This is a genomic window from Paraburkholderia bryophila (assembly GCF_003269035.1).
Lineage (GTDB): Bacteria > Pseudomonadota > Gammaproteobacteria > Burkholderiales > Burkholderiaceae > Paraburkholderia > Paraburkholderia bryophila.
In genome coordinates this window covers 257,040-277,925 of record NZ_QLTK01000006.1, presented here as the reverse complement: position 1 = coordinate 277,925, position 20,886 = coordinate 257,040, and the positions used below count along the sequence as shown (strand labels likewise).

At 62.0% G+C, this 20,886-nt stretch carries 19 protein-coding genes; 9 read left to right on the top strand and 10 right to left on the bottom strand.

Going from position 1 to position 20,886, the window contains the following annotated elements; all coding sequences use genetic code 11:
- Nucleotides 1-51: 51 nt before the first annotated feature.
- From BX591_RS13255 to BX591_RS36925, 3 genes are all read right to left on the bottom strand, one after another.
- Nucleotides 52-1,290 carry a Crp/Fnr family transcriptional regulator gene (locus tag BX591_RS13255; protein ID WP_111931888.1) on the bottom strand — a complete coding sequence of 413 codons (1,239 nt, stop codon included), beginning with the start codon at nucleotides 1,288-1,290 and terminating at the stop codon, nucleotides 52-54.
- Nucleotides 1,291-1,371: 81 nt separating this feature from the next.
- Nucleotides 1,372-1,710, bottom strand: a complete 339-nt coding sequence (locus BX591_RS36930; RefSeq protein ID WP_244146997.1) for a type 2 periplasmic-binding domain-containing protein — start codon at nucleotides 1,708-1,710, stop codon at nucleotides 1,372-1,374.
- Nucleotides 1,707-1,931, bottom strand: coding sequence for a LysR substrate-binding domain-containing protein (locus tag BX591_RS36925; protein WP_244147006.1), 225 nt, complete (start codon nucleotides 1,929-1,931; stop codon nucleotides 1,707-1,709). The genes BX591_RS36930 and BX591_RS36925 overlap by 4 nt, the downstream gene beginning before the upstream one ends.
- Nucleotides 1,932-2,193: 262 nt before the next feature.
- Here BX591_RS36925 and BX591_RS13245 point away from each other — a divergent pair, with 262 nt between their 5' ends.
- From BX591_RS13245 to BX591_RS13225, 5 genes are all read left to right on the top strand, one after another.
- Nucleotides 2,194-4,350, top strand: coding sequence for a TonB-dependent receptor (locus tag BX591_RS13245; RefSeq protein ID WP_111931887.1), 2,157 nt, complete (start codon nucleotides 2,194-2,196; stop codon nucleotides 4,348-4,350).
- A 27-nt stretch (nucleotides 4,351-4,377) separates the two neighbouring features.
- Complete coding sequence (locus tag BX591_RS13240; RefSeq protein ID WP_111931886.1) at nucleotides 4,378-5,025, top strand: MotA/TolQ/ExbB proton channel family protein; 648 nt, start codon at nucleotides 4,378-4,380, stop codon at nucleotides 5,023-5,025.
- Nucleotides 5,022-5,420: an ExbD/TolR family protein gene (locus tag BX591_RS13235; RefSeq protein ID WP_111931885.1), complete on the top strand. Its 399-nt coding sequence runs from the start codon at nucleotides 5,022-5,024 to the stop codon at nucleotides 5,418-5,420. Before BX591_RS13240 ends, BX591_RS13235 begins: the two co-directional genes overlap by 4 nt.
- Nucleotides 5,421-5,577: 157 nt before the next feature.
- Nucleotides 5,578-6,138, top strand: a complete 561-nt coding sequence (locus BX591_RS13230; RefSeq protein ID WP_244147005.1) for an energy transducer TonB — start codon at nucleotides 5,578-5,580, stop codon at nucleotides 6,136-6,138.
- A gap of 252 nt (nucleotides 6,139-6,390) precedes the next feature.
- On the top strand, nucleotides 6,391-6,891 hold the full coding sequence (locus tag BX591_RS13225) for a lysozyme inhibitor LprI family protein (RefSeq protein ID WP_111931883.1): 501 nt from the start codon (nucleotides 6,391-6,393) through the stop codon (nucleotides 6,889-6,891).
- A gap of 126 nt (nucleotides 6,892-7,017) precedes the next feature.
- On the opposite strand, the gene BX591_RS13220 is transcribed toward BX591_RS13225, so the two are convergent.
- Together BX591_RS13220 and katG are read right to left on the bottom strand one after the other, a co-directional pair.
- Entirely contained in the window at nucleotides 7,018-7,500 is a 483-nt protein-coding gene (locus BX591_RS13220; protein WP_111931882.1) for a cupin domain-containing protein, read from the bottom strand.
- 161 nt (nucleotides 7,501-7,661) lie between these two features.
- Nucleotides 7,662-9,845 (bottom strand): catalase/peroxidase HPI, encoded by a 2,184-nt coding sequence (gene katG / locus BX591_RS13215; RefSeq protein WP_111931881.1) that lies wholly within the window; start codon nucleotides 9,843-9,845, stop codon nucleotides 7,662-7,664.
- Nucleotides 9,846-10,203: 358 nt separating this feature from the next.
- Between katG and BX591_RS13210 the strand changes: the two genes are divergently transcribed.
- Complete coding sequence (locus tag BX591_RS13210) at nucleotides 10,204-10,713, top strand: DUF1993 domain-containing protein (RefSeq protein ID WP_111931880.1); 510 nt, start codon at nucleotides 10,204-10,206, stop codon at nucleotides 10,711-10,713.
- 75 nt (nucleotides 10,714-10,788) lie between these two features.
- Here the strand turns inward: BX591_RS13210 and BX591_RS13205 are convergent, their stop codons facing one another.
- On the bottom strand, nucleotides 10,789-11,895 hold the full coding sequence (locus tag BX591_RS13205; protein WP_111931879.1) for an FAD-dependent oxidoreductase: 1,107 nt from the start codon (nucleotides 11,893-11,895) through the stop codon (nucleotides 10,789-10,791).
- A 535-nt stretch (nucleotides 11,896-12,430) separates the two neighbouring features.
- Between BX591_RS13205 and bfr the strand changes: the two genes are divergently transcribed.
- The 3 genes from bfr to msrA all read left to right on the top strand — a co-directional run bounded on the left by bfr (nucleotide 12,431) and on the right by msrA (nucleotide 14,652).
- Nucleotides 12,431-12,907 (top strand): bacterioferritin, encoded by a 477-nt coding sequence (bfr, locus tag BX591_RS13200; protein WP_111931878.1) that lies wholly within the window; start codon nucleotides 12,431-12,433, stop codon nucleotides 12,905-12,907.
- A gap of 5 nt (nucleotides 12,908-12,912) precedes the next feature.
- Nucleotides 12,913-13,962 (top strand): FUSC family protein, encoded by a 1,050-nt coding sequence (locus BX591_RS13195; protein ID WP_244146996.1) that lies wholly within the window; start codon nucleotides 12,913-12,915, stop codon nucleotides 13,960-13,962.
- 180 nt (nucleotides 13,963-14,142) lie between these two features.
- A complete protein-coding gene (msrA, locus tag BX591_RS13190) occupies nucleotides 14,143-14,652 on the top strand; it encodes a peptide-methionine (S)-S-oxide reductase MsrA (protein ID WP_111931876.1) in 510 nt (169 codons plus the stop codon).
- Between the two features lie 154 nt (nucleotides 14,653-14,806).
- Here the strand turns inward: msrA and BX591_RS13185 are convergent, their stop codons facing one another.
- From BX591_RS13185 to BX591_RS13170, 4 genes are all read right to left on the bottom strand, one after another.
- Entirely contained in the window at nucleotides 14,807-17,380 is a 2,574-nt protein-coding gene (locus BX591_RS13185) for a hybrid sensor histidine kinase/response regulator (RefSeq protein WP_111931875.1), read from the bottom strand.
- Between the two features lie 243 nt (nucleotides 17,381-17,623).
- Entirely contained in the window at nucleotides 17,624-18,475 is an 852-nt protein-coding gene (locus tag BX591_RS13180) for a carbohydrate ABC transporter permease (RefSeq protein WP_111931874.1), read from the bottom strand.
- A 10-nt stretch (nucleotides 18,476-18,485) separates the two neighbouring features.
- On the bottom strand, nucleotides 18,486-19,466 hold the full coding sequence (locus tag BX591_RS13175) for a carbohydrate ABC transporter permease (protein ID WP_111931873.1): 981 nt from the start codon (nucleotides 19,464-19,466) through the stop codon (nucleotides 18,486-18,488).
- Nucleotides 19,467-19,563: 97 nt separating this feature from the next.
- Nucleotides 19,564-20,817 carry an ABC transporter substrate-binding protein gene (locus tag BX591_RS13170; protein ID WP_111931872.1) on the bottom strand — a complete coding sequence of 418 codons (1,254 nt, stop codon included), beginning with the start codon at nucleotides 20,815-20,817 and terminating at the stop codon, nucleotides 19,564-19,566.
- Nucleotides 20,818-20,886 lie beyond the last annotated feature (69 nt).

Below are 20,886 nucleotides of genomic sequence, written 5' to 3'. Positions count from 1 at the left end.
TGATGACGAACCCGCACGCCAACCCGCACGCAGATCAGCACGCAAATCGCGTCACACACTCAGATTGGAGTGCGGCATCGCATTGCCCGCAGGCGCTTTAAGCGTGCGTATCGTGTCGATAAAGCGCTGCTCGATCTCGGCGATTTCGAGCGGATCGATTTTGATTTCACGCCGCATGACCCACGACACTTCTTTCTTTCTCGCCTCGGTCATGACCGACATCAACCGTTCGGCCGCCGGTTGCCCGGTCGCTGCGGAAAGCAGTTTCGCCAGATCGTAGGTATCGAATGCGCTGACAGCTTCGAACAGCGTGCGTTGGTCGACGAATTCCAGGTCATCGAGCGAATTCACGTCGCTGGCGCCGCGCACCGTGCGACGCGAAAAATACGTAATGCCTTTTTCCTCGACGTAGTTCAACACGCGGGTCTTGCGAAACGCGAACAGATCTTCCGCGATTTCCGCGTGAGACAGCTTGTTGAGAATGACCTTCTTCTCGACGCCGATCAGCGCTTCCAGATCGTCGAGTTCGATCAGCTCCAGTTCGCTGCTGATCGACAGATCGAGATCGTGATCCGCGACCTGCTGCGCGCGTTCCGTGATTCGCACCGGATCGAAGGTGACGAGCTGGCGGCCCGCCGCGCCTTCCGCCGAATAGCGCGCGGACGTGTTGCCGAGGCGTTCGGAGCGGCCCGGTTCGAGCGTGACCAGGTTGAGCTTCTCCATGCGTTTGAGCATGGCCATCACGTGGGGACGGGAATGGCCGGCAATCGCGTGGCACTTCTTGATCACTTCGGGCAGCGGCACCGAGAATTCCTCGCCTTGCGCGCGGCGCATGCGGGCATCCCGATCGGCACTTTCGACACCGGCCATCAACGCGAGAACGTGCGCATACGAAACGACACCCGGCAGAAAATCGGCGTGCGTATTGGTGGCGAGGATGTCGTCCTTCTTCTTCACGCGGCGAATCATGGTGCGAACGATATGACGCAGCAGCGGCGACACGCGTTCGAGCTCTTCTTCCACGATGTTCGCCGCGATCACGGTGAGTTGCAGGAAGCTGAGTGCTTTCGCGGTATGCGCGCGCGGTTCCGCGGGCAACAAAGCCGCTTCGCCGAAAAATTCGCCCTTCCCTAGCGTGGCGAGAATCACCTTCTTTTCATCGCACTGGGTGGAGATTTCGACTTTGCCATCTGCAATAACGTAGATGACAGCGTCGCCCGCGAAGCCTTCCGAATAGATGACCTCGCCCGGAGCCGCTGTACGCGACCATGGCGATCGTTGGTGATTCAAGATTCATTCCCCCGTAGAGCTGATTCCTCGGGCAACCCATGCGCGGCCGGCTGCGCGGGTGCCCGATGGTCCTGACTTATTTCATGGGATAACGACATGCATGCCGCATTTCTTTAATATCCGGGTTTGTCCGAGGAAATATCGCAAACGTTTGGCAGCCTTGCTGTACAAGGCTTTGCGGGAAGTCGAAGAAGCTCGGCGCAGCGCGGTATGCGCTTCATCGATAAGCCCCTGTCCGCGCACGGCAGCGTCGATCGCGATCAGCGATCGATCGAACTGAATCCCGGGAATCGACGCGATCTGTTCAGCGGACAAACGCGAGAACTTACCGAGCCACGGCGACCAGTGCGGATGCAGCGTGTTATGCAGCAGCGTCGCCTTCCTCACATCGTCAGGATGCCGTATCTTCAGACGCTTCATGTAATCCGGCGCGCCATACACGTGCGCTTCGTCCGTGCACAGTTTTCTACCGTGAGCGTCGGATCCTCGCCGTTGAAATAGCGGATCGCCAGGTCGACGCCGTCGAGCTCGAAATCCACAAACGCAGTCGACGTGGTCAGATCCAGCGCCACATCCGGATAGCGCTTCAGAAAGCTCGCCATGCGCGGGGCGAACCACTTGGCGGCGAAACTCGGCGGCACGGACAATTTCACACCTCGCCGCACACGCTCGTCGCGCCGCCCTCCCGTTCCCCTCCGTGCTCTTCCCGCCGAAACAACACCGCTTAAGTTTTCGTTGTTAATTTTCAATGTAATGTTATAACATTATTTGCCCCGGACGCCAGCCGGGACGTCACGTGATCCAGACCAATCACGCCGATCGCGTTCGTCCGCAAAAAACCAGGACGACCGTCGACGAGACGGACAACGCTTCCACCTGGTCGCCAACACCACCTCCATAACGATGAAAAACCGCACGCGTGTCTCTCATGCAGCTTTGCTGCTGTTCGCTATCGCCGCTCATGCCCATGCCGCAACCGATGAAAGCCCAGCGACCGGCGCTGTTACCGACAAGGCGGACAAACCCGTCGGCAAGCTCGCGAAGAGCGACACGCTCGACGTGCAGGTGAACGCCAGGCGGCTCGATCGCGCGCGCAACGGCTTGTTGCCGGAGACCGGCAGCAGCGTGTATCGCTTCAGCCAGGCCGACATCGACGCGCTGCCCGCAGGCCAGGACACGCCGTTGAATCAGGTGCTGCTGCAAGCGCCCGGCGTGGCCAGCGACTCGTACGGGCAGTTGCACGTACGCGGCGACCACGCCAATCTGCAATACCGGATCAACGGCATCATCATTCCCGAGCCGATCAGCGGCTTCGGGCAGGCGCTCGATACGCGCATCATCGATCAGGTGAATCTGCTGACCGGCGCGCTGCCGGCGCAGTACGGCTATCGCACCGCGGGCGTAGTGGACATTCGCACGAAGTCGGGCGACGCCGGCGACGGCGGCTCCGTCAGCGTGTTCGGCGGTAGCCATCAAACGCTCAAGACCAGCGCCGACGTGTTCGGCACGCAAGGTCCGTTCAGCTACTACTTCAGCGGCTCGCTCGGCGTCAACAATCTCGGCATCGAGAATCCGACTTCCAGCGCGAACGCCATTCACGACCACACGCGTCAGGGCGACGCGTTCGGCTACATGTCGTACATCATCAACCCGCTCACGCGCGTGAGCCTGATGTTCGGCACCACCAGCAACCAGTTCGAAATTCCCAACACGCCGGGGCTGGCCACCAACTTCACGTTGAACGGCAACAACACGTTCAATTCGAGTCAATTGAACGAAACGCAATCCGAGCTGAACAACTTCGCGGTGGTCGCGTTGCAGGGCACCAACGGCGGCGCGCTGGACTATCAGGTCGCGCTGTTCACCCGCTACACGCGCACCCAGTTCAATCCGGATCCGGTGGGCGATCTGCTGTTCAACGGCGTGGCGTCGCAGGACTTTCACAGCAACTCGGCGAATGGCGCGCAGGTGGACACCACATGGCGGCTGAACGACAAACATACGATCCGCGCCGGCGTGTTCTTCCAGCAGGAACATGCGGTGTTCAACGACAGCGTGAACGTATTCGCCACCGACAGCACCGGCACCCAGGCCTCCGACCAGCCTTTCAATATTCCGGACTCGAGCAGCAAAACCGGCTACCTGTATAGCGCTTACGTTCAGGACGAGTGGAAACTCACCAGCAAGCTCACGCTCAATTACGGCCTGCGTTACGACAAGATGGACGAGTATGTGAGCGCGAGTCAGTTGAGCCCGCGCATCGGACTGGTCTACGCACTCACACCGACCACGACGTTTCACGCCGGCTACGCGCGCTATTTCACGCCGCCCGCTTTCGAACTGGTATCCGGCTCGACCATCAGCCGCTTCAATGGGACGACCAACCAGAGTCCGTCGAGTCTGAACGATCCGGTGCAGCCCGAACGCAGCCACTATTTCGATCTCGGCGTGACGCAGCGGCTCGGTTCGAACGTGACGATCGGCCTCGACGCGTACTACAAGAAATCCACCAACCTGCTCGACGAAGGGCAATTCGGTTCCGCGCTCATCTATACGCCGTTCAACTATCGGCTCGGGCGCGTGTACGGTCTCGAGTTCACGGCGAACTACAAACAGGACAACGCGTCCGCGTATCTGAATCTCGCTTACAGCCGCGCGCAGGGCACGCAGATCGATTCCGCGCAATTCAATTTCGACCCGACCGAGTTGGCCTACATCAACAGCCACTGGGTGTACCTGGACCACGATCAGCGCATCACCGCGTCGTTCGGTGGCACCTACGATCTCGGCCGAACCACCTTCACGTTCGACGGCCTCGTCGGCACCGGCCTGCGCAGCGGCTTTGCCAACACCGATCGCCTGCCGGTCTACGCGCAGGTCAATCTCGGCGTGATCCAGCATTTCAACCAGCCGCTGGTCGGCAAATTCGATGCACGCCTGATGCTGATCAACGCCTTCAACCGCGTGTACGAGTTGCGCGACGGCTCGGGCATCGGCGTCGGTGCGCCGCAGTACGGTCCGCATTTCGCCGTCTATGCCGGCATCACCAAGCATTTCTAAAACGGTCAGGGAGCGAAGAGGTCGGTCATGCAAGATTGGACGAATATCCTGGCGGCGGTACGCGTGGGCGGATGGGTCATCTATCCGCTCACGATCCTGGCCGTGCTGGCGGTGGCGATCGTGCTCGATCGTGCCTATGTATTTTTGCGCTTTGGACGTTTGCCCACGGCAATACGCAACGCCGACGAAATCGGCATGCCGGGTTCGCGTATCGATTGGGAAGAGCGCCTGAAGGAAGCCGCCAGGCAGAACGCGTTCAGGCGCATGAACTCACCGTGGACGCCCGATCCGTCGGCGCCGCTCTGGTTGCGCGAGGCCAGGGCGGAAGCCTTGGCCTCGCAGATCGAGCGCGAGATGAGCAAGGGCTTCTGGGTGCTCGAAACCATTGTGACCGCGGCGCCTTTGCTGGGTTTGCTCGGCACGATCGTCGGCATGATGCATTCGTTCCAGTTGTTCGGCGGCTCAGGACTCGTCGATCCGGGCGGTGTGACCGGCGGCGTCGCGCAGTCGCTGGTGGCGACCGCGATCGGGCTCGTGGTTGCGCTGTTCGCGCTGTTTGCGTTCAACTATTTTTCGCGCCGGCTCGAGCGTCTGATGGACGAACTCGAATCGTTCGCGAATGCGCGGCTCAGCGAAGTGCGTCTTACCGCCACGGACGCAGGAGCGCAGCCGTGAAATTCAAGCGCTCGCGCGCGGCCAGGCGCGGTCGCATCGAAATCATTCCGATGATCGATGTGATGTTCTTTCTGCTGGCCACGTTCATGCTGGCTTCGCTGGCAATGCAGCGGCTCGACGCGGTCAAGATCACGCTGCCGGTCGGGCAAGCGCAGAAGATGAGTGCGCATGAGCCGCTGACTATTTCGGTGGACAGCCACAACGACGTGTTCGTCAATCGTCAGCGCGTGTCGGAGGATCAGGTCGAGCCGACCGTCAAACGTCTGCTGCAAGCCGATGGCGATGTCATAATCGCCGCCGACGATGCCGCGGGTCATGGCGTGGTCGTTCAGGCGATGCTGGCCGCGCGCCGGGCCGGGGCGGCGCATTTTCTGGTAGCGGTTCATCGTGAGTAGCCGGATGCGTTTGGCGGGTTTTATCGACGCTGCGCCGACCATGCGAATGGTGTTGGCGGTTGTCGTTGCGGCGCTGGTTTGGTTTACGGTTCTCGTTGCGCTGGGCCATTGGTTGGGGACGTCGGCGCCGGTGCCGCCGCACGAGCCACCCTTGGAAATGCGCGTGGTGGAACTCGAACCTCCGCCTGCTCCGCAGCCGAAAGAGCCGGTAAGTCACGTCCTGCGCGCGGCGAATCAACCGGTAGTCAAGCCGGCGAAACCGGTCGCGCCTCGCCCTGATGCATTGCCGCAACACATCGCGCCGAAGCCTGCCGATGCACGTCCAGCTCAAAACACGGTGAGCACCGTGTCGAGTCCGCCGTCGGCAACGAGCGAATCGGGGCCGACGGCCGAATCGGCTACGCATGCTCCGCCAGCGCCAGCCGACGAAAAACAGAACGCATCGACGGGCGACACGGCTGCACACCCCATTGCACAACCCTTACCCGACCTACCCGACGATCTACGCGAGCAGGCCTATCAAACGGTTGCGACCGCACGCTTCACGATTCACTCCGACGGCTCGATCGACGTCGATCTCATCAGGCCCACGCCGAACCCGCGTCTCAACCAGATCCTGCTTGAAGTGCTGCACAAATGGCGCTTCTCACCGGCCATGCAGACGGGCCATCCGGTCGAAAGCCGACAGGACATTCGCGTGCATTTCAATGTGGATTGAACGCCGCACCAGCACCAGCACCATCACCAGCACGAACGCTAACGCGAGCGCAAGCTCCTCGACCTGTAGCAGCGAAGACAAAAAGCAATTTCTTGTAATCACCTCCGGATCACGCCGCGTTCTCCGTCAATCGCAAATTCGCGCTCGCCCTATTCTGCCGACGCGGCAATCGCATTCCTGAATGCGTGGCGGCAGGTACGGCTATTTCGCGCCACGCGTCAGCCTGGTTACTTACCTGAATAGAGGCTCGGCATGTCCACTTTCAAACCTGTTTTCTCTTCCACGCTTCAACGCCTCGCGAAACCGTCCGCGTTATTCTCGATCGGTCTGTTGATCGCCGGCGCGACCCTTGCCGCGGATGCGTCGGCGGCGAGTTTCAAGTGCAACGGCAAGTCGTCGGCATCGGAAAAGATCGTCTGCAAGGACCCCGCTCTGTCGGCATTGGACGACCGTCTCGCCACGGCATGGCAACAGGCCCGAGACACCACACTCGACGCCGGCGCGCTCGAAGCCGCACGCACCCAGCAATGGTTGTGGCGGCAACATCACTGCAACGATCAGGCTTGCGTGAAAAGCTGGTACGACCGGCGGATCGCCGAACTGGACGCCGATTACGAACAGGCGAAACGCGCGCGCAGCGAAGCGTTCGATGCGTCGCTGGCCAAACAGAACCTGGCGCCTTCGGCGGCCGACGCGGTGCGGAAAATGAAGGGCGCGGCGGTTGCGAATGCAACGACCGCGAGCGCGCAGTAAACCAGACGGCGTGACCGGTTCGAAAGGCAACGCGCGCATTGCTGTCTTCTTCAAAGACGAAAACGTGCCGCGGACTCTTTTCATCGCGTCCACCGCCCGGCAAATTGCCGTTGGCGAGCTTCCGTCCTAATCCGGCATGCCGTCATGGTCCCCGAGCGGTCGGCTCGGCCAGTCCGTCCATTGATCCGTGCGCGTTTTCAGGTGCGCCTCATTGAGCGGATAGTGAATCAGGTTGTCGGCGCGCGGACGCTCGCCGATTACCATCAACCGGACTTCTTCTTTGCTATTGTTGATGAACGTATGGCAGATCCCGGTGCCCGACGGAAACCCCACCGAGTCGCCCTCGACCAGCGGATGAAGCACACCGTCGATCCACACATCGGGCGTGCCGTGCAGCACGTAGACGAATTCCTGCTCGGTACTTTCGCAGTGCGGATACGAAGAGCGCCGCCCCGGCAAAAGCCGTACATGATGAATACCAATGCGCGTAATGCCCAACGCGGCGGATAGCGGCGAGTCGATTGCCATCAACTCGTCGGAGCCGCTATAGGAGTGCGCGTTGGGTTCTTCCAGTTCGGTCCAGTGTTTGATGAATTCCGGTCGCTGCATCTTTTGTTCTCCTGGGGGACGAACGACGATGATAGCGGCTCACCGGCACACCGCCCGGCGCGCAATAAAAAAACGGCTGATCTTGCGATCAGCCGTTTTTGCTTCAGCATCGAACCGCTACGGTCCAATGCCCATCACAACAGTCCACCACAACGCCCGCTTTACGCCAGGTCGAAGCGATCCAGGTTCATCACCTTGCCCCAGGCCGCGACAAAGTCGTGCACGAACTTCTCCTGCGCATCCGAACTGCCGTACACCTCGGCCACCGCACGCAGTTGCGCGTTCGACCCGAAGATCAGATCGACGCGCGTGCCGGTCCACTTCAACTGACCGGTTGCGCGGTCGAAGCCTTCGAACACGTCCTTCTCGTCCGATACCGGCTTCCACTCCGTACGCATGTCGAGCAGATTGACGAAGAAGTCGTTCGTCAACGTTTCCGGACGCTTCGTGAACACGCCGTGCTGGCTCTCGTCGTAGTTGGCGTTCAGCACGCGCATGCCGCCCACCAGCGCGGTCAGTTCCGGCGCGGAAAGCGTCAGCTGTTGCGCTTTATCGACCAGTAACGCCTCGGCCGTGACGGTGTATTTGCCTTTCAGATAGTTGCGGAACCCGTCGGCGATCGGTTCGAGCACAGCGAACGACTCGAGATCGGTCTGCTCCTGCGAAGCATCCATCCGCCCCGGCGAGAACGGCACCGTGACCGCATGCCCGGCATTTTTCGCCGCCTGCTCGACGCCCGCGGCACCGGCCAGCACGATCAGGTCGGCCAGCGACACGCGCTTGCCGCCGGACTGCGCGCTGTTGAACTCGCTCTGGATACCCTCCAGCGTCTTCAGCACGCTCGCCAGTCGCGCCGGCTGGTTCACCTGCCAATCTTTTTGCGGTGCAAGACGAATGCGCGCGCCATTCGCGCCGCCGCGCTTGTCGGAGCCGCGGAAGGTGGACGCCGACGCCCACGCCGTCGATACCAGTTGCGACACCGGCAACCCCGACGCCAGCACCTTGCTCTTCAGCTCGGCGACATCTTGTGCGTTGATCAGTTCGTGATTGACCGCGGGGATCGGGTCTTGCCAGAGCAACTCTTCCGTTGGCACTTCCGGGCCGAGATAGCGCGCAAGCGGACCCATGTCGCGGTGCGTCAACTTGAACCACGCGCGCGCGAATGCGTCGGCCAGCTGATCGGGGTTCTCGTAGAAGCGCCGCGAAATTTTTTCGTAAGCGGGATCGAAGCGCAATGCGAGGTCGGTGGTCAGCATCGACGGTGTGCGGCGTTTCGTCGAATCATGCGGATCCGGCACGGTATCCACGCCGGCGTCGCCCTTCGGCTTCCATTGATGCGCGCCGGCCGGGCTCTTGGTCAATTCCCAGTCGTAGCGGAACAGGTTTTCGAAAAAGCCGTTGCCCCATTGGGTCGGCGTGGTGGTCCAGATTACTTCCAGCCCGCTCGAAATCGCATCGGCGCCCTTGCCCGTGCCGAAGGTGCTCTTCCAGCCGAAACCCTGATCTTCGATACTGCCCGCCTCCGGTTCGACACCGACATGCGACGCGGGACCCGCGCCGTGCGTTTTGCCGAATGTGTGACCGCCGGCGATGAGCGCCACGGTTTCCTCGTCGTTCATGGCCATGCGAGCGAACGTCTCGCGAATATCCACCGCCGCCTTGAGCGGATCAGGGTTGCCGTTCGGGCCTTCGGGGTTGACGTAGATGAGACCCATCTGCACGGCGCCGAGCGGGTTTTCGAGGTCACGCACGCCGGAATAGCGCTTATCGCCACCGAGCCACGTGGTTTCGGAACCCCAATACACATCTTCGTCCGGTTCCCACACGTCCTCACGGCCGCCGGCGAAACCGAAGGTCTTGAAACCCATCGATTCCAGCGCGACATTGCCCGTCAGCACGATCAGGTCGGCCCACGAAATCTTGTTGCCATATTTCTGCTTGACCGGCCAGATCAGCCGGCGTGCCTTGTCGAGGCTGACGTTGTCGGGCCAGCTATTGAGCGGCGCGAAACGTTGCTGACCGGAGCCCGCGCCGCCACGGCCGTCGCCGGTGCGATAGGTGCCGGCGCTGTGCCATGCCATGCGAATGAAAAACGGCCCGTAGTGACCGAAGTCCGCCGGCCACCAGGCCTGCGAGTCGGTCATCACCGCCAGCAGGTCTTTTTTCACGGCCGCGAGATCGAGGCTCTTGAACGCTTGCGCGTAGTTGAAGTCCTTGTCCATCGGGTCGGACAGGGACGAATGCTGATGCAGTATCTTCAGGTTCAGCTGATTGGGCCACCAGTCCCGATTCGACGTACCACTACCAGCGGTATGGTTAAACGGACACTTCGCTTCAGTCGACATGCGCTCGCTCCTTGGATCGTTTGTGCTCTACGACTCGGCCTGTGTGGGGTACAGGCAATGCGCCTTGCTCACATCGTAGTGTCAGGCAACGCCGGGCGGAAATAGCTTTATTTGATGGCAGCGCATCAATAAAAACTAAGGCCGGTTCCGCATGACATAGTTGGGCCACACAATGGTAATCTTCCGGCGCTTCATGCGCTCGTCCGGTGCCAGGAAGACGCCGTCGAGGTGCCATGATCGTCGGCGCATGCAGCCTTGGCCGAGCCGCGCTACACGAGCCCGCTCGTTTACCCGCCCCTACTCCTGGCCGATGCGGCATTTCCCGCGCCGGCCTCCAACCTCGAATGAAAGAGTAACCATGACGAATTCCATGTACAGCGCATCCGTTCCCGTTTTCAAGCAGATGCTGACCGCGTTGTCCGAAGTGCTGAAGAAAGCCGAAGCCCACGCGACCGAACGCAACATCGAGCCGAACGCATTGCTGCAGGCGCGCCTGTTCCCGGACATGTTCCCGCTGGTGCGCCAGGTACAGATCGCCGCCGACTTCAGCAAGGGCGTCAGCTCGCGCCTCGCCGGCGTGGAAGTGCCGTCGTGGCCCGACACGGAAGTCACGTTCGCCGACCTGCAGGCGCTGCTCGCCAAGGCGTTGACGTACATCGGCACGCTCGAGGCCGCGCAATTCGAAGGCAGCGAGAACAAGGAAATCGTGCTGCGTCCCGGCACGCCGAAAGAGAAGAAGCTGGTGGGCAGCGCCTATCTGCAGCACTACGGTCTGCCGCAGTTCTTCTTCCACGTCACCACGGCGTACGCGATTCTGCGCCACAACGGTGTCGAGATCGGCAAGCGCGACTACATGGGCGCGTACTGATAATCGCTGCCTGAGCCGGACAAGCCGGACGAGCCGCTGCGTGAAATAGCGGCCGTTCGGCCTGACCGGTCGAATTCATGCGCGCGACGCCTGGTAGTCGTCGTTGAGCATCCAGTGGCTGAAGCGGGCGTATTCCCGCGCGTATTCGCGGGCGTCTTGCGCCAGCTCCACGGCGTAGGCCAGTTCGTGTACGCGCGCGTAGTGAGGCATCCGGTTGCTTTCATACGCCGGGAGAGCCGCTGCGAGTGCATCGTGTTTGCGCAGCGCCTGAATCAGCACGCGCACATCCTCCACGCCTAGCGTGCCGCCCGCCGAGATATGCGGCGAGAGCGCATGCGCCGCATCGCCGATCAGCGCGACGCGCGCGGACGTCCAGCGCGGCAGCGCGGGCACGAACATGATCGGGTTGTGCAGGATCTGCGCTTCCGGCGTCCGCTCGATCAGTTTCACCAGCGGATCGCTCCAGCCGTTGTCGTTGAGATTCGCGGCGCGCAGCAAGGCCTCTTCCTTCTTCGTGCCGACGGGCGTCGCACTGTCGAACTGATTCACCATCCAGACGACCTGATCGCCGTATGTGCGCGTGTAGCCGCCGCGCGTGCGTCGATGCCCGACGGTAAGGACCGAGCCTTCGGCGGGTTCGTCGCCCGCGGCTAGCATGCCGCGCCATACGTGGTGACCTATGTGCTCGCGAGCGGCATAGCCGGGCACCAGTTGCGCACGCACCGCCGAGTAGGCGCCATCCGCGCCCAGCAGCAGATCGGCGTGTTCGAGCGTGCCGTCGCTCAAGCTCACCGCGACGTGATCCGCGCGTTCCTCGAACGCCGCGACACGGGTGTCGACGCGAATGTTCTCTAGCCCGACCGCCGCGGCCAGCAAGCGATTCAACTCGGGACGCGGCACCAGCAGAAATTCATGATCGGCCAACTCGAAGCCGGGTGCCCTGAAGCGCGCGCCGGCGGCATCGTAGAACCATGTTTCGATGGGCATGCCGAATTCGTGGATCGCATCGCCCACACCGACCTCCGAGAATACGTCCAGCGCGTTGCGCCACAAGCCGATGGCCGCGCCCGCCGCACGAATCTCCGGTGCCTGTTCGCATACCAGCACGTCCCAGCCGATCGCCTTGAACGCGATACCCGCCGTCAGTCCGACGATGCCGCCGCCTGCAATGATGACTCGCATCGATACGTCGCTCCTTGCGGCCGGTTCCCGTTGCCTGAGTCCGGCGACCGCGGCACCGGACCCATCGGGCGGAATCGTGTGAATTCCGGTTGAGGGTGAATGCCTCTAATTTATGAGCGATCGCTCACATTATCTACTCGCTTTCGCGGCGCTGGACGGCGGCGAGTCTGTGCCCGTTTGGCACGGTAGAGCGGGGGGAAATCGGACCGATCGGTAAGGCGTTAAAACGGAAGCTCGCTTTTGCACTGCCGCGCGACTTGCATTAGGGCGCTGCGCGGAGCGCAAACAGCACCGCTTCAAAAAAGCGAAACAGCTGTGTCCTACAGATCGATTACATCGCGATAACGATTTCAATTCTCATTCTGAGCATTGAGTGCGTAATCCACTAAGCTGGTCTAACAGGTCCGGGGTATGTGCGCGAATCGCGGTAATCCTCAGACCAGCCGCCGACACCTCGTCAGAACGATTTACCCGATAAAGCGCCGGGTCCGCCGCGGCGTTTCCCTAACGTTTCCCGAACCCCCAGGGAGGCTTCATGCAAAGCGATCCAAAGGTCCTCGAATATCTGAACTCGCAACTCAAGAACGAGCTGACCGTGATCAATCAGTATTTCCTGCACGCACGCATGTATCGGCACTGGGGACTGGAAAAACTGGGCAAGCACGAGTACGACGAATCGATCGGCGAGATGAAGCACGCCGATCTGCTGATCAACCGTATCTTCATGCTCGACGGCTTACCCAATCTGCAGGACCTGCATAAGCTGCTGATCGGCGAGGAAACGAAGGAGATTCTCGAATGCGATCTGAAGCTCGAACGGATCTCGCAGTCGACCTGCAAGGAAGGCATTGCTTATTGCGAATCGGTGCGGGATTTCATTTCGCGCGAAATTCTCGTCCACATTCTCGATGAGACCGAAGAGCACATCGACTGGCTCGAAACGAATCTCGATCTGATCGACAAGGTCGGCATTCAGAATTACCAGCAATCGGGCATGGATTCGCCGAGCTGAGCTCGTTGGTCAAGTCCGCCCTCCGCTGGCTGGAGCAGATCGATCCGGGCACGCACCGCCGGATCAAAGGCTTGCGGCTCGTCACCGCGTATGGAATCGCGGCCGCGCTCGGCACGTTGCAGGACGTTACGCATGGCCTGCCCAGCGCGGTGTCGGTGGGATCGCTCGCCGGCGGCTTTGCGCTATGGGCAAGCGTCTCGGAGGCGCGCGCCACGCGCGCCGAATCCAGCCGGGATCTGATCGTGCTCTGTGCAGCCGCGGCGTTTGGCGCGTCGCTATTCGTCGCGCTTTCCCCAGCGCTGCGGGCAGTCGCCACGGCGGGACCCGAATTGACTCTGGTGACGGGCGCGTTCCTCGTCAGCTATCTCAAGCGCTTCGGCTTGCTCGGCGCGGGGGTGGGCTCGCAAATCTATATCGGGCAACTGCTGGCCTACGGTGCCCGCCTCACGCCGCTCGATCTCACCGCGGTCGCCGTCGCCGGATTGATCGCGATGCTGGCGTCGATCGTGCCCCGCCTGCTGAGCGGTCCGGCTGAACATCCCGCGCCGGCCGCGCTGTCTTCCGTCGACGTGGCGGGCCGCTGGGGGCTCTCGCCCGAACTCGTGATGGGTCTGCAGGCGGCCAGCGGCTCGCTCGTCGTCGTTGCCCTGAACGAGGCGGTCGGGCTCAGGGAATCGGCGTGGGCGATTACCGCGTGTACCTACGTGGTGGCGGGGTCTGCGAGCGGCACGATAGCGCGGGTGCGCCGACGGATCGTCGGCACTTTGATCGGCGTGCCGCTCGGGCTCGCCTGCCTGCCGCTCGCCGTGCACGCGCCACTGCTGCTTTGGGGCGCCGCCGCCCTTGCCATGATCGTCTACGCGATGGCCTTGCCCAATCGCTACGACGTCGCCTGCGCGGCGTTCGCGTTCACGCTGATCGTCACGCTGGCCGCCGGCGGCGTGCACTCGGTCCCGCTGCTTGCCGCGCGCGCGTGGGAAACGCTGCTCGGCGGCGCGCTCGGTCTGTTCGCCGCGTTATGCATTCTGCCGCTGCGTCCGCTGAGGTCGAACTGAGGTCGAACTGACGGGGAGCCAAGACGGAACCGCGGCGGAGTCGAGGTCGAGTCGAGGCGAAGCTAAAGGCCCGCTGCGAGCACGGCGTCATTCCGGTATCGTACTGTCCGATAGACGGCGAACCGGTTCGCCGACGCGTTGCGCGCCGCGTGGCGCGACGCCACTCAAGGAGAGATTGAAATGACGACGCAAACCGAAACCGCCCTGCTGGCCGGCGGCTGCTTCTGGGGCATGCAGGAACTGCTGCGCCGCTACCCCGGCGTGCTGTCGACGCGCGTGGGCTACACCGGCGGCGATGTGCCGAACGCAACCTACCGCAACCATGGCACGCACGCGGAAGGCATCGAGGTCGTGTTCGATCCGAGCCGGATCAGCTATCGGCAGATCCTCGAATTTTTCTTCCAGATTCACGATCCGACCACGAAGAACCGTCAGGGCAACGACGTCGGCACGAGCTACCGCTCGGCGATCTTCTATCTCAGCGACGAGCAGAAGCAGGTGGCGTTGAAAACGGTGGCGGATGTCGACGCTTCCGATCTGTGGCCCGGCAAAGCCGTCACCGAAATCGTGCCGGCCGGCCCGTTCTGGGAAGCCGAACCGGAACACCAGGACTACCTGGAACGCAATCCGGGCGGTTACACGTGTCACTTCATCCGGGCGGGCTGGAAGCTGCCCACGGCGACGGCTTAGCGTGCCGGTCGGCTGACGGCGCGCGTTTTTTATGCGCGTGCTGTCAGTTGGCACCACCGGCCTGCGGCGTCGCGCGCAGCCCCGGCGCCGATCCGGCGTCGCGTTGCAGCATGACGACCGGACAGTCATCATGCTGCAACGCAAAATCGATCGATCAATCGTTTATCGCATCCCGATGATCGCGGGGTGCTTTCACCGCAGCAAAATACGCCTGCAACGCCGGCGCCGAACGATTGCTCAACGAGCAGATACGCGCCAACCAGTCCGCCTCCACGGGCCATTCGCCCTCCACCACGCGCGGATAAATCTGCCTCACGAACTGGTGCAGCGCCTTCGCGCCGATATTGCCGCTGACCCCAAGCAGAATATGCAACGCGCCATGCGTGGAAGCGAGGTCGTGGGCCGCGACGCTGACGGCCAGCCGCGCCACCGTCAAACTGATCTGATCGATCCCGTTGAGGAACGTCTGATCCAGCAGATCGAGCGCCACCAGTTCCTGCAGGTGCTTTTCGTCGAGCAACGGTCCTTCCTTGAGCGGCGCGGGCCGGGCGGCCGGCGCCTCCTGCGCGGGCGCAGGCTCCACGCGGCCCGGCGCATTCGCGACGCGGTGCTGAGCGAACTGTCGCGACAGCGACGCGTACAGGGAGCCGATCTGCACCGGCTTGATCATTACCTCGTTCATACCCGCGGCGAGACAGCGCTGCACGGCTTCCATATCGGAGTGGCTGGTCAGGGCCACGATCGGCACACTGGCATAGGGGTCGGTGCGCACGCGAATCAACGCCGTGGTTTCCACGCCGCCCATGCCCGGCATGTTCATGTCCATCACGATGGCGTCGATCGCGACGCCTTCATGCAGACGCGCCAGCACCGCGCGCCCATGATCCGCCTCGACGACGCTCGCGCCGCATCGCTTCAGATAGCCCTTGACCAGCGACCGGCTGTAGACGTCGTCGTCGGCCACCAGAATCGTCTTGCCGACAAACCCGTCGAAGCTCTGGTTCGGATGATGCTGGCTGCCGCTCTCGAACAGCTTCTGCAGCACGCCGATCAGTTCCACCATGCTGCTGGCTTTATTGACCAGCTCGTCCATCCCGGCGCGCCGCGCCAGCACGCGCGCGAGGTTGCCGGGTTCCACGGTGTACGCGGCGATCAGGACGTTGGCGTTCGGACTCTGGGGGTCGGCGCGGATCTTTTCGGTCGTCGTGTAACCGTCCAGCACCGGCATGTTGATGTCCATCAGCACGAGGTCGAAGGGCGTTGACTGAGCCAGCAGCGTCAGCGACGTTGCGCCGTCCGCCGCTTCGCTCACGTGCGCGCCGACCTTCAGCAACGCGCGGCGCACTCTGTCGCGCTGCGTGGCGTCGTCGTCGACGATGAGAACGCGCTTGCCGTTGAAAAACGGCGTGGCGCGCTCGAAAATGCGCCGCTCGTGGTCCGCGAGTTCGCGCTCCGAGACGGCTGGAAACTGCAGCGTGAACTGCGTGAATTTACCCACTTCCGAACGGCAGCCGATGGTGCCGCCGAACGCGCGCATGGCCCGCTGACAGTACGCCAGACCAAGCCCCGCGCCCACCGGATCGCCCTCGGCAGGGACTGCGTCGAAAAGATGCGGCGGAAGCTCGGCCGCAATGCCGGGACCGGTGTCGTGCACCATGACCGTTTGCCGGTCGACCGTCAGCGTGAGCGTGGCGAGCGGATCCGCGCCCATGTGATGCAGGGCGTTCTTGATCAGATTGAACAGCGTGAAGAGGTAGACCGTCTCGTCGACCTTGATGGTGAAATCGTCCAGCACCACCAGCCGGACCTTGGTGCGCTCCTTCTGATCGGTAAAGCCGTACTCGTCGAGCGCTTTGCGCGTCGCCACCGCGGCGCTCACGTAAGTGAACTGGTCCGGGCCGATGGGCCACGCGCCGACGTCGTCGGACGTCGTGTCGATAATGCGCAGGCCGCGATCGACCGACGACTGACCGTGCGCCAGATGCCGGTACAACACCGCCGCCTTGTCGGGCGATAAAGCCGGTGCCGGATCCGCGTCCGTGGCGGCAGGCAGCGTTTCTTCCACGCGGTCCAGCACATGTCTCAACTGGCTGAGCGGATTGCGCATTTCTTGGGCGATGGAGCCGGCAAGCGCCCGCCGCGCGCCATGCCTGGCGTGCGTGACGACCCCTTTCGCACTGCAATAACTGAACGTGATGCCGGCGACAATACCGAATAGATAAACCGGCAGATACGTATAGATAAACAGATGCGCGTCGACATAAACGTCTTGCGGCACGAAGATTCTGGCGCACAGAACGGCCAGCCCGAGGCCGGCAAGCAGATTGATGGCCAACGCAACGAATGACGGAAAGATGGCAATCAGGAAAAACATCATCCCCAATTCGGCCATGGACCAGATCACCGAATAATGGCTGGTCAGCAGGTAATACGTGAAAAAGAACGGCAGCGAGTAGGCAACCGTTACAAAGTAATACCACGGCAGAAAACGCACCGTCGAAGCCGGCCAGAAGCGGCGCAACAGCAGCAACGCACAGGAGACGGTGCCAAAAGCCCGCATCAGCAGGCTTTCGTTGGGCTGAGGATCCACGAAGGTCCACCACAGCCAGTAAACCGGATGTCCGATCGTGCCGATCACACCTACCGCCAACATGCTGTAGTCCGACACCCTGGCGGAGTCGGTCACCAACCGGTTGAGATAGCGGATGCCCCCTGAAATGGCTCTCATGTTGCTCTTTATCTTGATCTTTTCAGCCCCGGAATTCGAAGCTGCTAACGTTGAATGACAGGCTGGCGCTGCCATCCGAGCATACCACTCTGTCCCCGCGTTGCACCGTGGGTCAACTAACGAGTCCACCGCAAGCCGCGAAGCTCGCTTTTTCTGCACGAAAAAAAGCCCGCTTTCGCGGGCAACCTTCTCATCCCTCACCAGGAATCCAGCCAGAGGCGCGTTAGCCCGGTTGAGCCCGGGTCATCCTTTCGTCGCGCCAAATGTCAAACCCGCCACGAAATGCTTCTGCATGGCAAAAAACATCGCGACCGACGGCAGCGCCGCCAGTATCGAACCCGCCGACACCAGATTCCAGGCCGTGGTCCATTGTCCTTTCAGCGCGGCGACGCCGACGGTAATCGGCGCGGCGTCGTCGCCCTGGGTCAGGCAAAGGGCCCAGAAGTAGTCGTTCCACACGAACGTGAAAACCAGAATCGCCAACGCCGCCAGCGCCGGCCGGATCAACGGCAGCACGATTCTGAAGAACACCGTCCACTCGTTGGCGCCCTCGATCCGCGCCGCCTCGACCAGTTCGAACGGCAACTGCTTGATGAAATTGCGCAGGAACAGCGCGCAGAAGCCGGTCTGAAACGACACATGAAACAGAATCAGCGCGCCGACGGTGTTGAACAGGCCGAGCTGTAGCGACAGATCCCGCACCGGAATCATCAGCACCTGCACCGGCACGAAATTCCCCGCGACGAAGGTCGCGAACAGGGTCGAATTGCCGCGAAACCGGTAGATCGCCAGCGCGAATCCCGCCATGGCCGCCAACGCGATCGAGCCCACCACGGCGGGCACCGTAATCAGCACGCTATTCCAGAAGTAATGCAGCATCGGCGAGGTGGTCAACGCCTCGCGATAGTTGTCGAGCATCGCGAAGTGCTTCGGCCAGCCCCAGTAGTTGCCTTCGCTCAACTCTTCGGTTGAACGCACCGAGGTGACGAGCACGGCGATCATCGGCAGCAGCCAGATCAGCAGCGCGAACGGCAACGTGAGTTTGTAGACGCGGCGTGTGGCCGGCTTCCATTTGTCGATGGGGATCGGAAACATGGTCGGCTCCTTATTGCTCGGCGCGCAGCATCCGCCGCAAGTGATAAACGATGTACACCAGCATGATGGCGAACAGCACCACCGCCACCGCGGCCGAATAACCGATGCGGTAGTACTTGATCGCCTGGTCGTACATGTAATAAGCGAGCACGGTCGAGCTTTCGAACGGGCCGCCGCCCGTCATCACCGAGATCAGATCGAAACTGCGCAACGCGCCGATGATGGTGACGACGATCGCCATGAACGTGGTGGGCCGCAATTGCGGCAGGATCACGTGCCACAGCATCGACCAGCCGCGTGCGCCTTCCATTCGCGCGGCTTCGATCTGCTCGGCGTTCAGCGACGTCAGGCCGGTCAGGTAAAGAATCATGCAATAGGCGGTTTGCGGCCAGAGTGCCGCGAACACGATGCCGAGCGTCGCATAGCGGGGGTCGCCGAGCACCGGCACGCCGTGACCCAGAATCACCGCGAGCAAACCGAAGGTTGGGTCGTAAAACCACGAGAAGATCAGGCCCACCACCACGCCCGACAACACGAACGGCGCGAAGAACAGCGACTTGACGATGCGGATGCCGGCCACCGCCTGATTCAGATACAGCGCGACGGCGAGACCCATGGGCGGCGCGAGCAGGAACAGCAGCAGCCAGATCAGGTTGTTTTTCAGCGCCGTGTAAAACGTCGCCGTGTGGAACAACTCCACGTAATTCGCGAGGCCGACGAACGACGGGTCGGTCATGCCGTCCCAGTTGAAAAAGCTCAGGCGGATGGTCGACAGGATCGGCCACACCACGTAGATAGCGACCATCACGCAGGCGGGCGCGAGAAACAGAAACGCGGCACGGCTTTGCCGGCGCGCCGTCGGCGACGGACGGCGCCGGCGCCTGGCGGCCTGCGAACCGCCGCGCGTCGCGCCGCCTGCGGGCAAGCCCGGGCCGCCGGTTTCAGTAGAGCCGCCGAGAGTGTGGCGGGTGACGGATTGCGACACGATCATTCTCCTGTCGACCGGAGTGAGCACCTGGGTGCTTCCTCCGGTCCCACGCACTTATGCGTTCGATCACGACAAACAGCGGCCTTCCGGCCGCCACCGCTCACTTCTTGTAGATCCGCTTACGCGTCTGCTCGAGTTGCGCGAGAACGTCGTCGAGTTTCGAAGGATCGGAGATGAATTGCTGCATCCCCTTCATGCCTTCGTCGGCCATTTCCTTGGTCATATCGCGATCGTAGAACTGGGCAATGCCGCCCTTCGTATTCGCGAGAATCTGGAAGCCAATCTTCGAGATGGGATCTTCCGGTTCCGGCGACTTGCTGTTCGCCGACAACGAGCCGAGCCCGGTCGCCAGTTTCGCGCCGATCTCAGGCGATTCGACGAACGCCAGGAAGGTGTGTGCGTCGGCCTTGTTCTTCGCTTTCGACGGAATATGCAGCGATTCGACCGGGCCGTCTTCGGCGGTCGGCACCTTCGCGTCGATGATCGGGAACTGGAAATAGCCCATATCCTGCTTCACGTTCGGCGGGAAACCCGCAGTGATGAACGTGCCCATCAGCATCATCGCGGCCTTGCCCTGGAACAGGAACGGCTGCACCGAATCCAGATCGTACGAGAGCGAGTTGTCGATGAAATAGCCGGCGTCGATCAATTGCTTCCACGTCGTGTAGACCTTCTTCACACGCGGATCGGTGTACGCAATGTCGCCCGCCATCAGCTTCTGATGAAACGCATTGCCGTTCAGACGCAGGTCGAGATAATCGAACCAGCCCGCGAGCGTCCACGAATCGCGGCCCGCCACGGCGATCGGCGTGATGCCCGCCGCCTTCAGCTTCTTGCAGTCGTCGAGAAACTGGTCCCAGGTTTTCGGTTCCGCGGCAATGCCGACCTTCTGGAACAGGTCCTTGCGATAGAACATGCCCCACGAGTAGTACACGGTCGGCGCGGCGTACTGCTTGCCCTTATACGACGACGCCTCTTTGGTCGACGCGTACATGTCGTTCCAGCCATTCTTTGCCCAGTCGCCGCTCAGGTCTTCGAACAGGCCGCGCTGCGCGTAGTACGCCATGCGTTCGCCGTCATGCCAGTTGACGATATCGGGGGCGACGGTCGAGAGCCAGCCCGGCAACTGGACCTTGTACGCTTCCTCGTCGACGAACGACACCTTCACGTCGATGCCGGGATGCGCTTTCTTGAAGTCGTCGATCACCGACTGCCATACCGCGCGCTGGCTCGCGCCCTTGAACGCGATATTGGCCGTCAGTGTGCCCGCCTGCGCCGTGCTGACGGCCGAGGTCCCCGCAGCCGCCGCGGCCAGCGCGAGTGCCAACAGAATCTTGCGTGGTTTCAGCTTCATGTTGCCTGTCTCCTTTTATGCCTTGATTTTGCGTCGTTGTATTTACTGCGTGGAATCCTGCCGGTCAGC

Excerpts from the sequence above, each read along its gene's own strand:
- BX591_RS13225 (WP_111931883.1), top strand. The coding sequence starts at position 6,391 with ATGTCCACTTTCAAACCTGTTTTCTCTTCCACGCTTCAACGCCTCGCG.
- katG (WP_111931881.1), bottom strand. The coding sequence starts at position 9,845 with ATGTCGACTGAAGCGAAGTGTCCGTTTAACCATACCGCTGGTAGTGGT.
- BX591_RS13175 (WP_111931873.1), bottom strand. The coding sequence starts at position 19,466 with ATGATCGTGTCGCAATCCGTCACCCGCCACACTCTCGGCGGCTCTACT.
- msrA (WP_111931876.1), top strand. The coding sequence starts at position 14,143 with ATGACGACGCAAACCGAAACCGCCCTGCTGGCCGGCGGCTGCTTCTGG.
- BX591_RS13220 (WP_111931882.1), bottom strand. The coding sequence starts at position 7,500 with ATGCAGCGACCGGAATTCATCAAACACTGGACCGAACTGGAAGAACCC.
- BX591_RS13245 (WP_111931887.1), top strand. The coding sequence starts at position 2,194 with ATGAAAAACCGCACGCGTGTCTCTCATGCAGCTTTGCTGCTGTTCGCT.
- BX591_RS13170 (WP_111931872.1), bottom strand. The coding sequence starts at position 20,817 with ATGAAGCTGAAACCACGCAAGATTCTGTTGGCACTCGCGCTGGCCGCG.
- BX591_RS13180 (WP_111931874.1), bottom strand. The coding sequence starts at position 18,475 with ATGTTTCCGATCCCCATCGACAAATGGAAGCCGGCCACACGCCGCGTC.
- BX591_RS36930 (WP_244146997.1), bottom strand. The coding sequence starts at position 1,710 with ATGAAGCGTCTGAAGATACGGCATCCTGACGATGTGAGGAAGGCGACG.
- BX591_RS13205 (WP_111931879.1), bottom strand. The coding sequence starts at position 11,895 with ATGCGAGTCATCATTGCAGGCGGCGGCATCGTCGGACTGACGGCGGGT.
- bfr (WP_111931878.1), top strand. The coding sequence starts at position 12,431 with ATGCAAAGCGATCCAAAGGTCCTCGAATATCTGAACTCGCAACTCAAG.
- BX591_RS13185 (WP_111931875.1), bottom strand. The coding sequence starts at position 17,380 with ATGAGAGCCATTTCAGGGGGCATCCGCTATCTCAACCGGTTGGTGACC.
- BX591_RS13230 (WP_244147005.1), top strand. The coding sequence starts at position 5,578 with ATGCGCGTGGTGGAACTCGAACCTCCGCCTGCTCCGCAGCCGAAAGAG.
- BX591_RS13240 (WP_111931886.1), top strand. The coding sequence starts at position 4,378 with ATGCAAGATTGGACGAATATCCTGGCGGCGGTACGCGTGGGCGGATGG.
- BX591_RS13210 (WP_111931880.1), top strand. The coding sequence starts at position 10,204 with ATGACGAATTCCATGTACAGCGCATCCGTTCCCGTTTTCAAGCAGATG.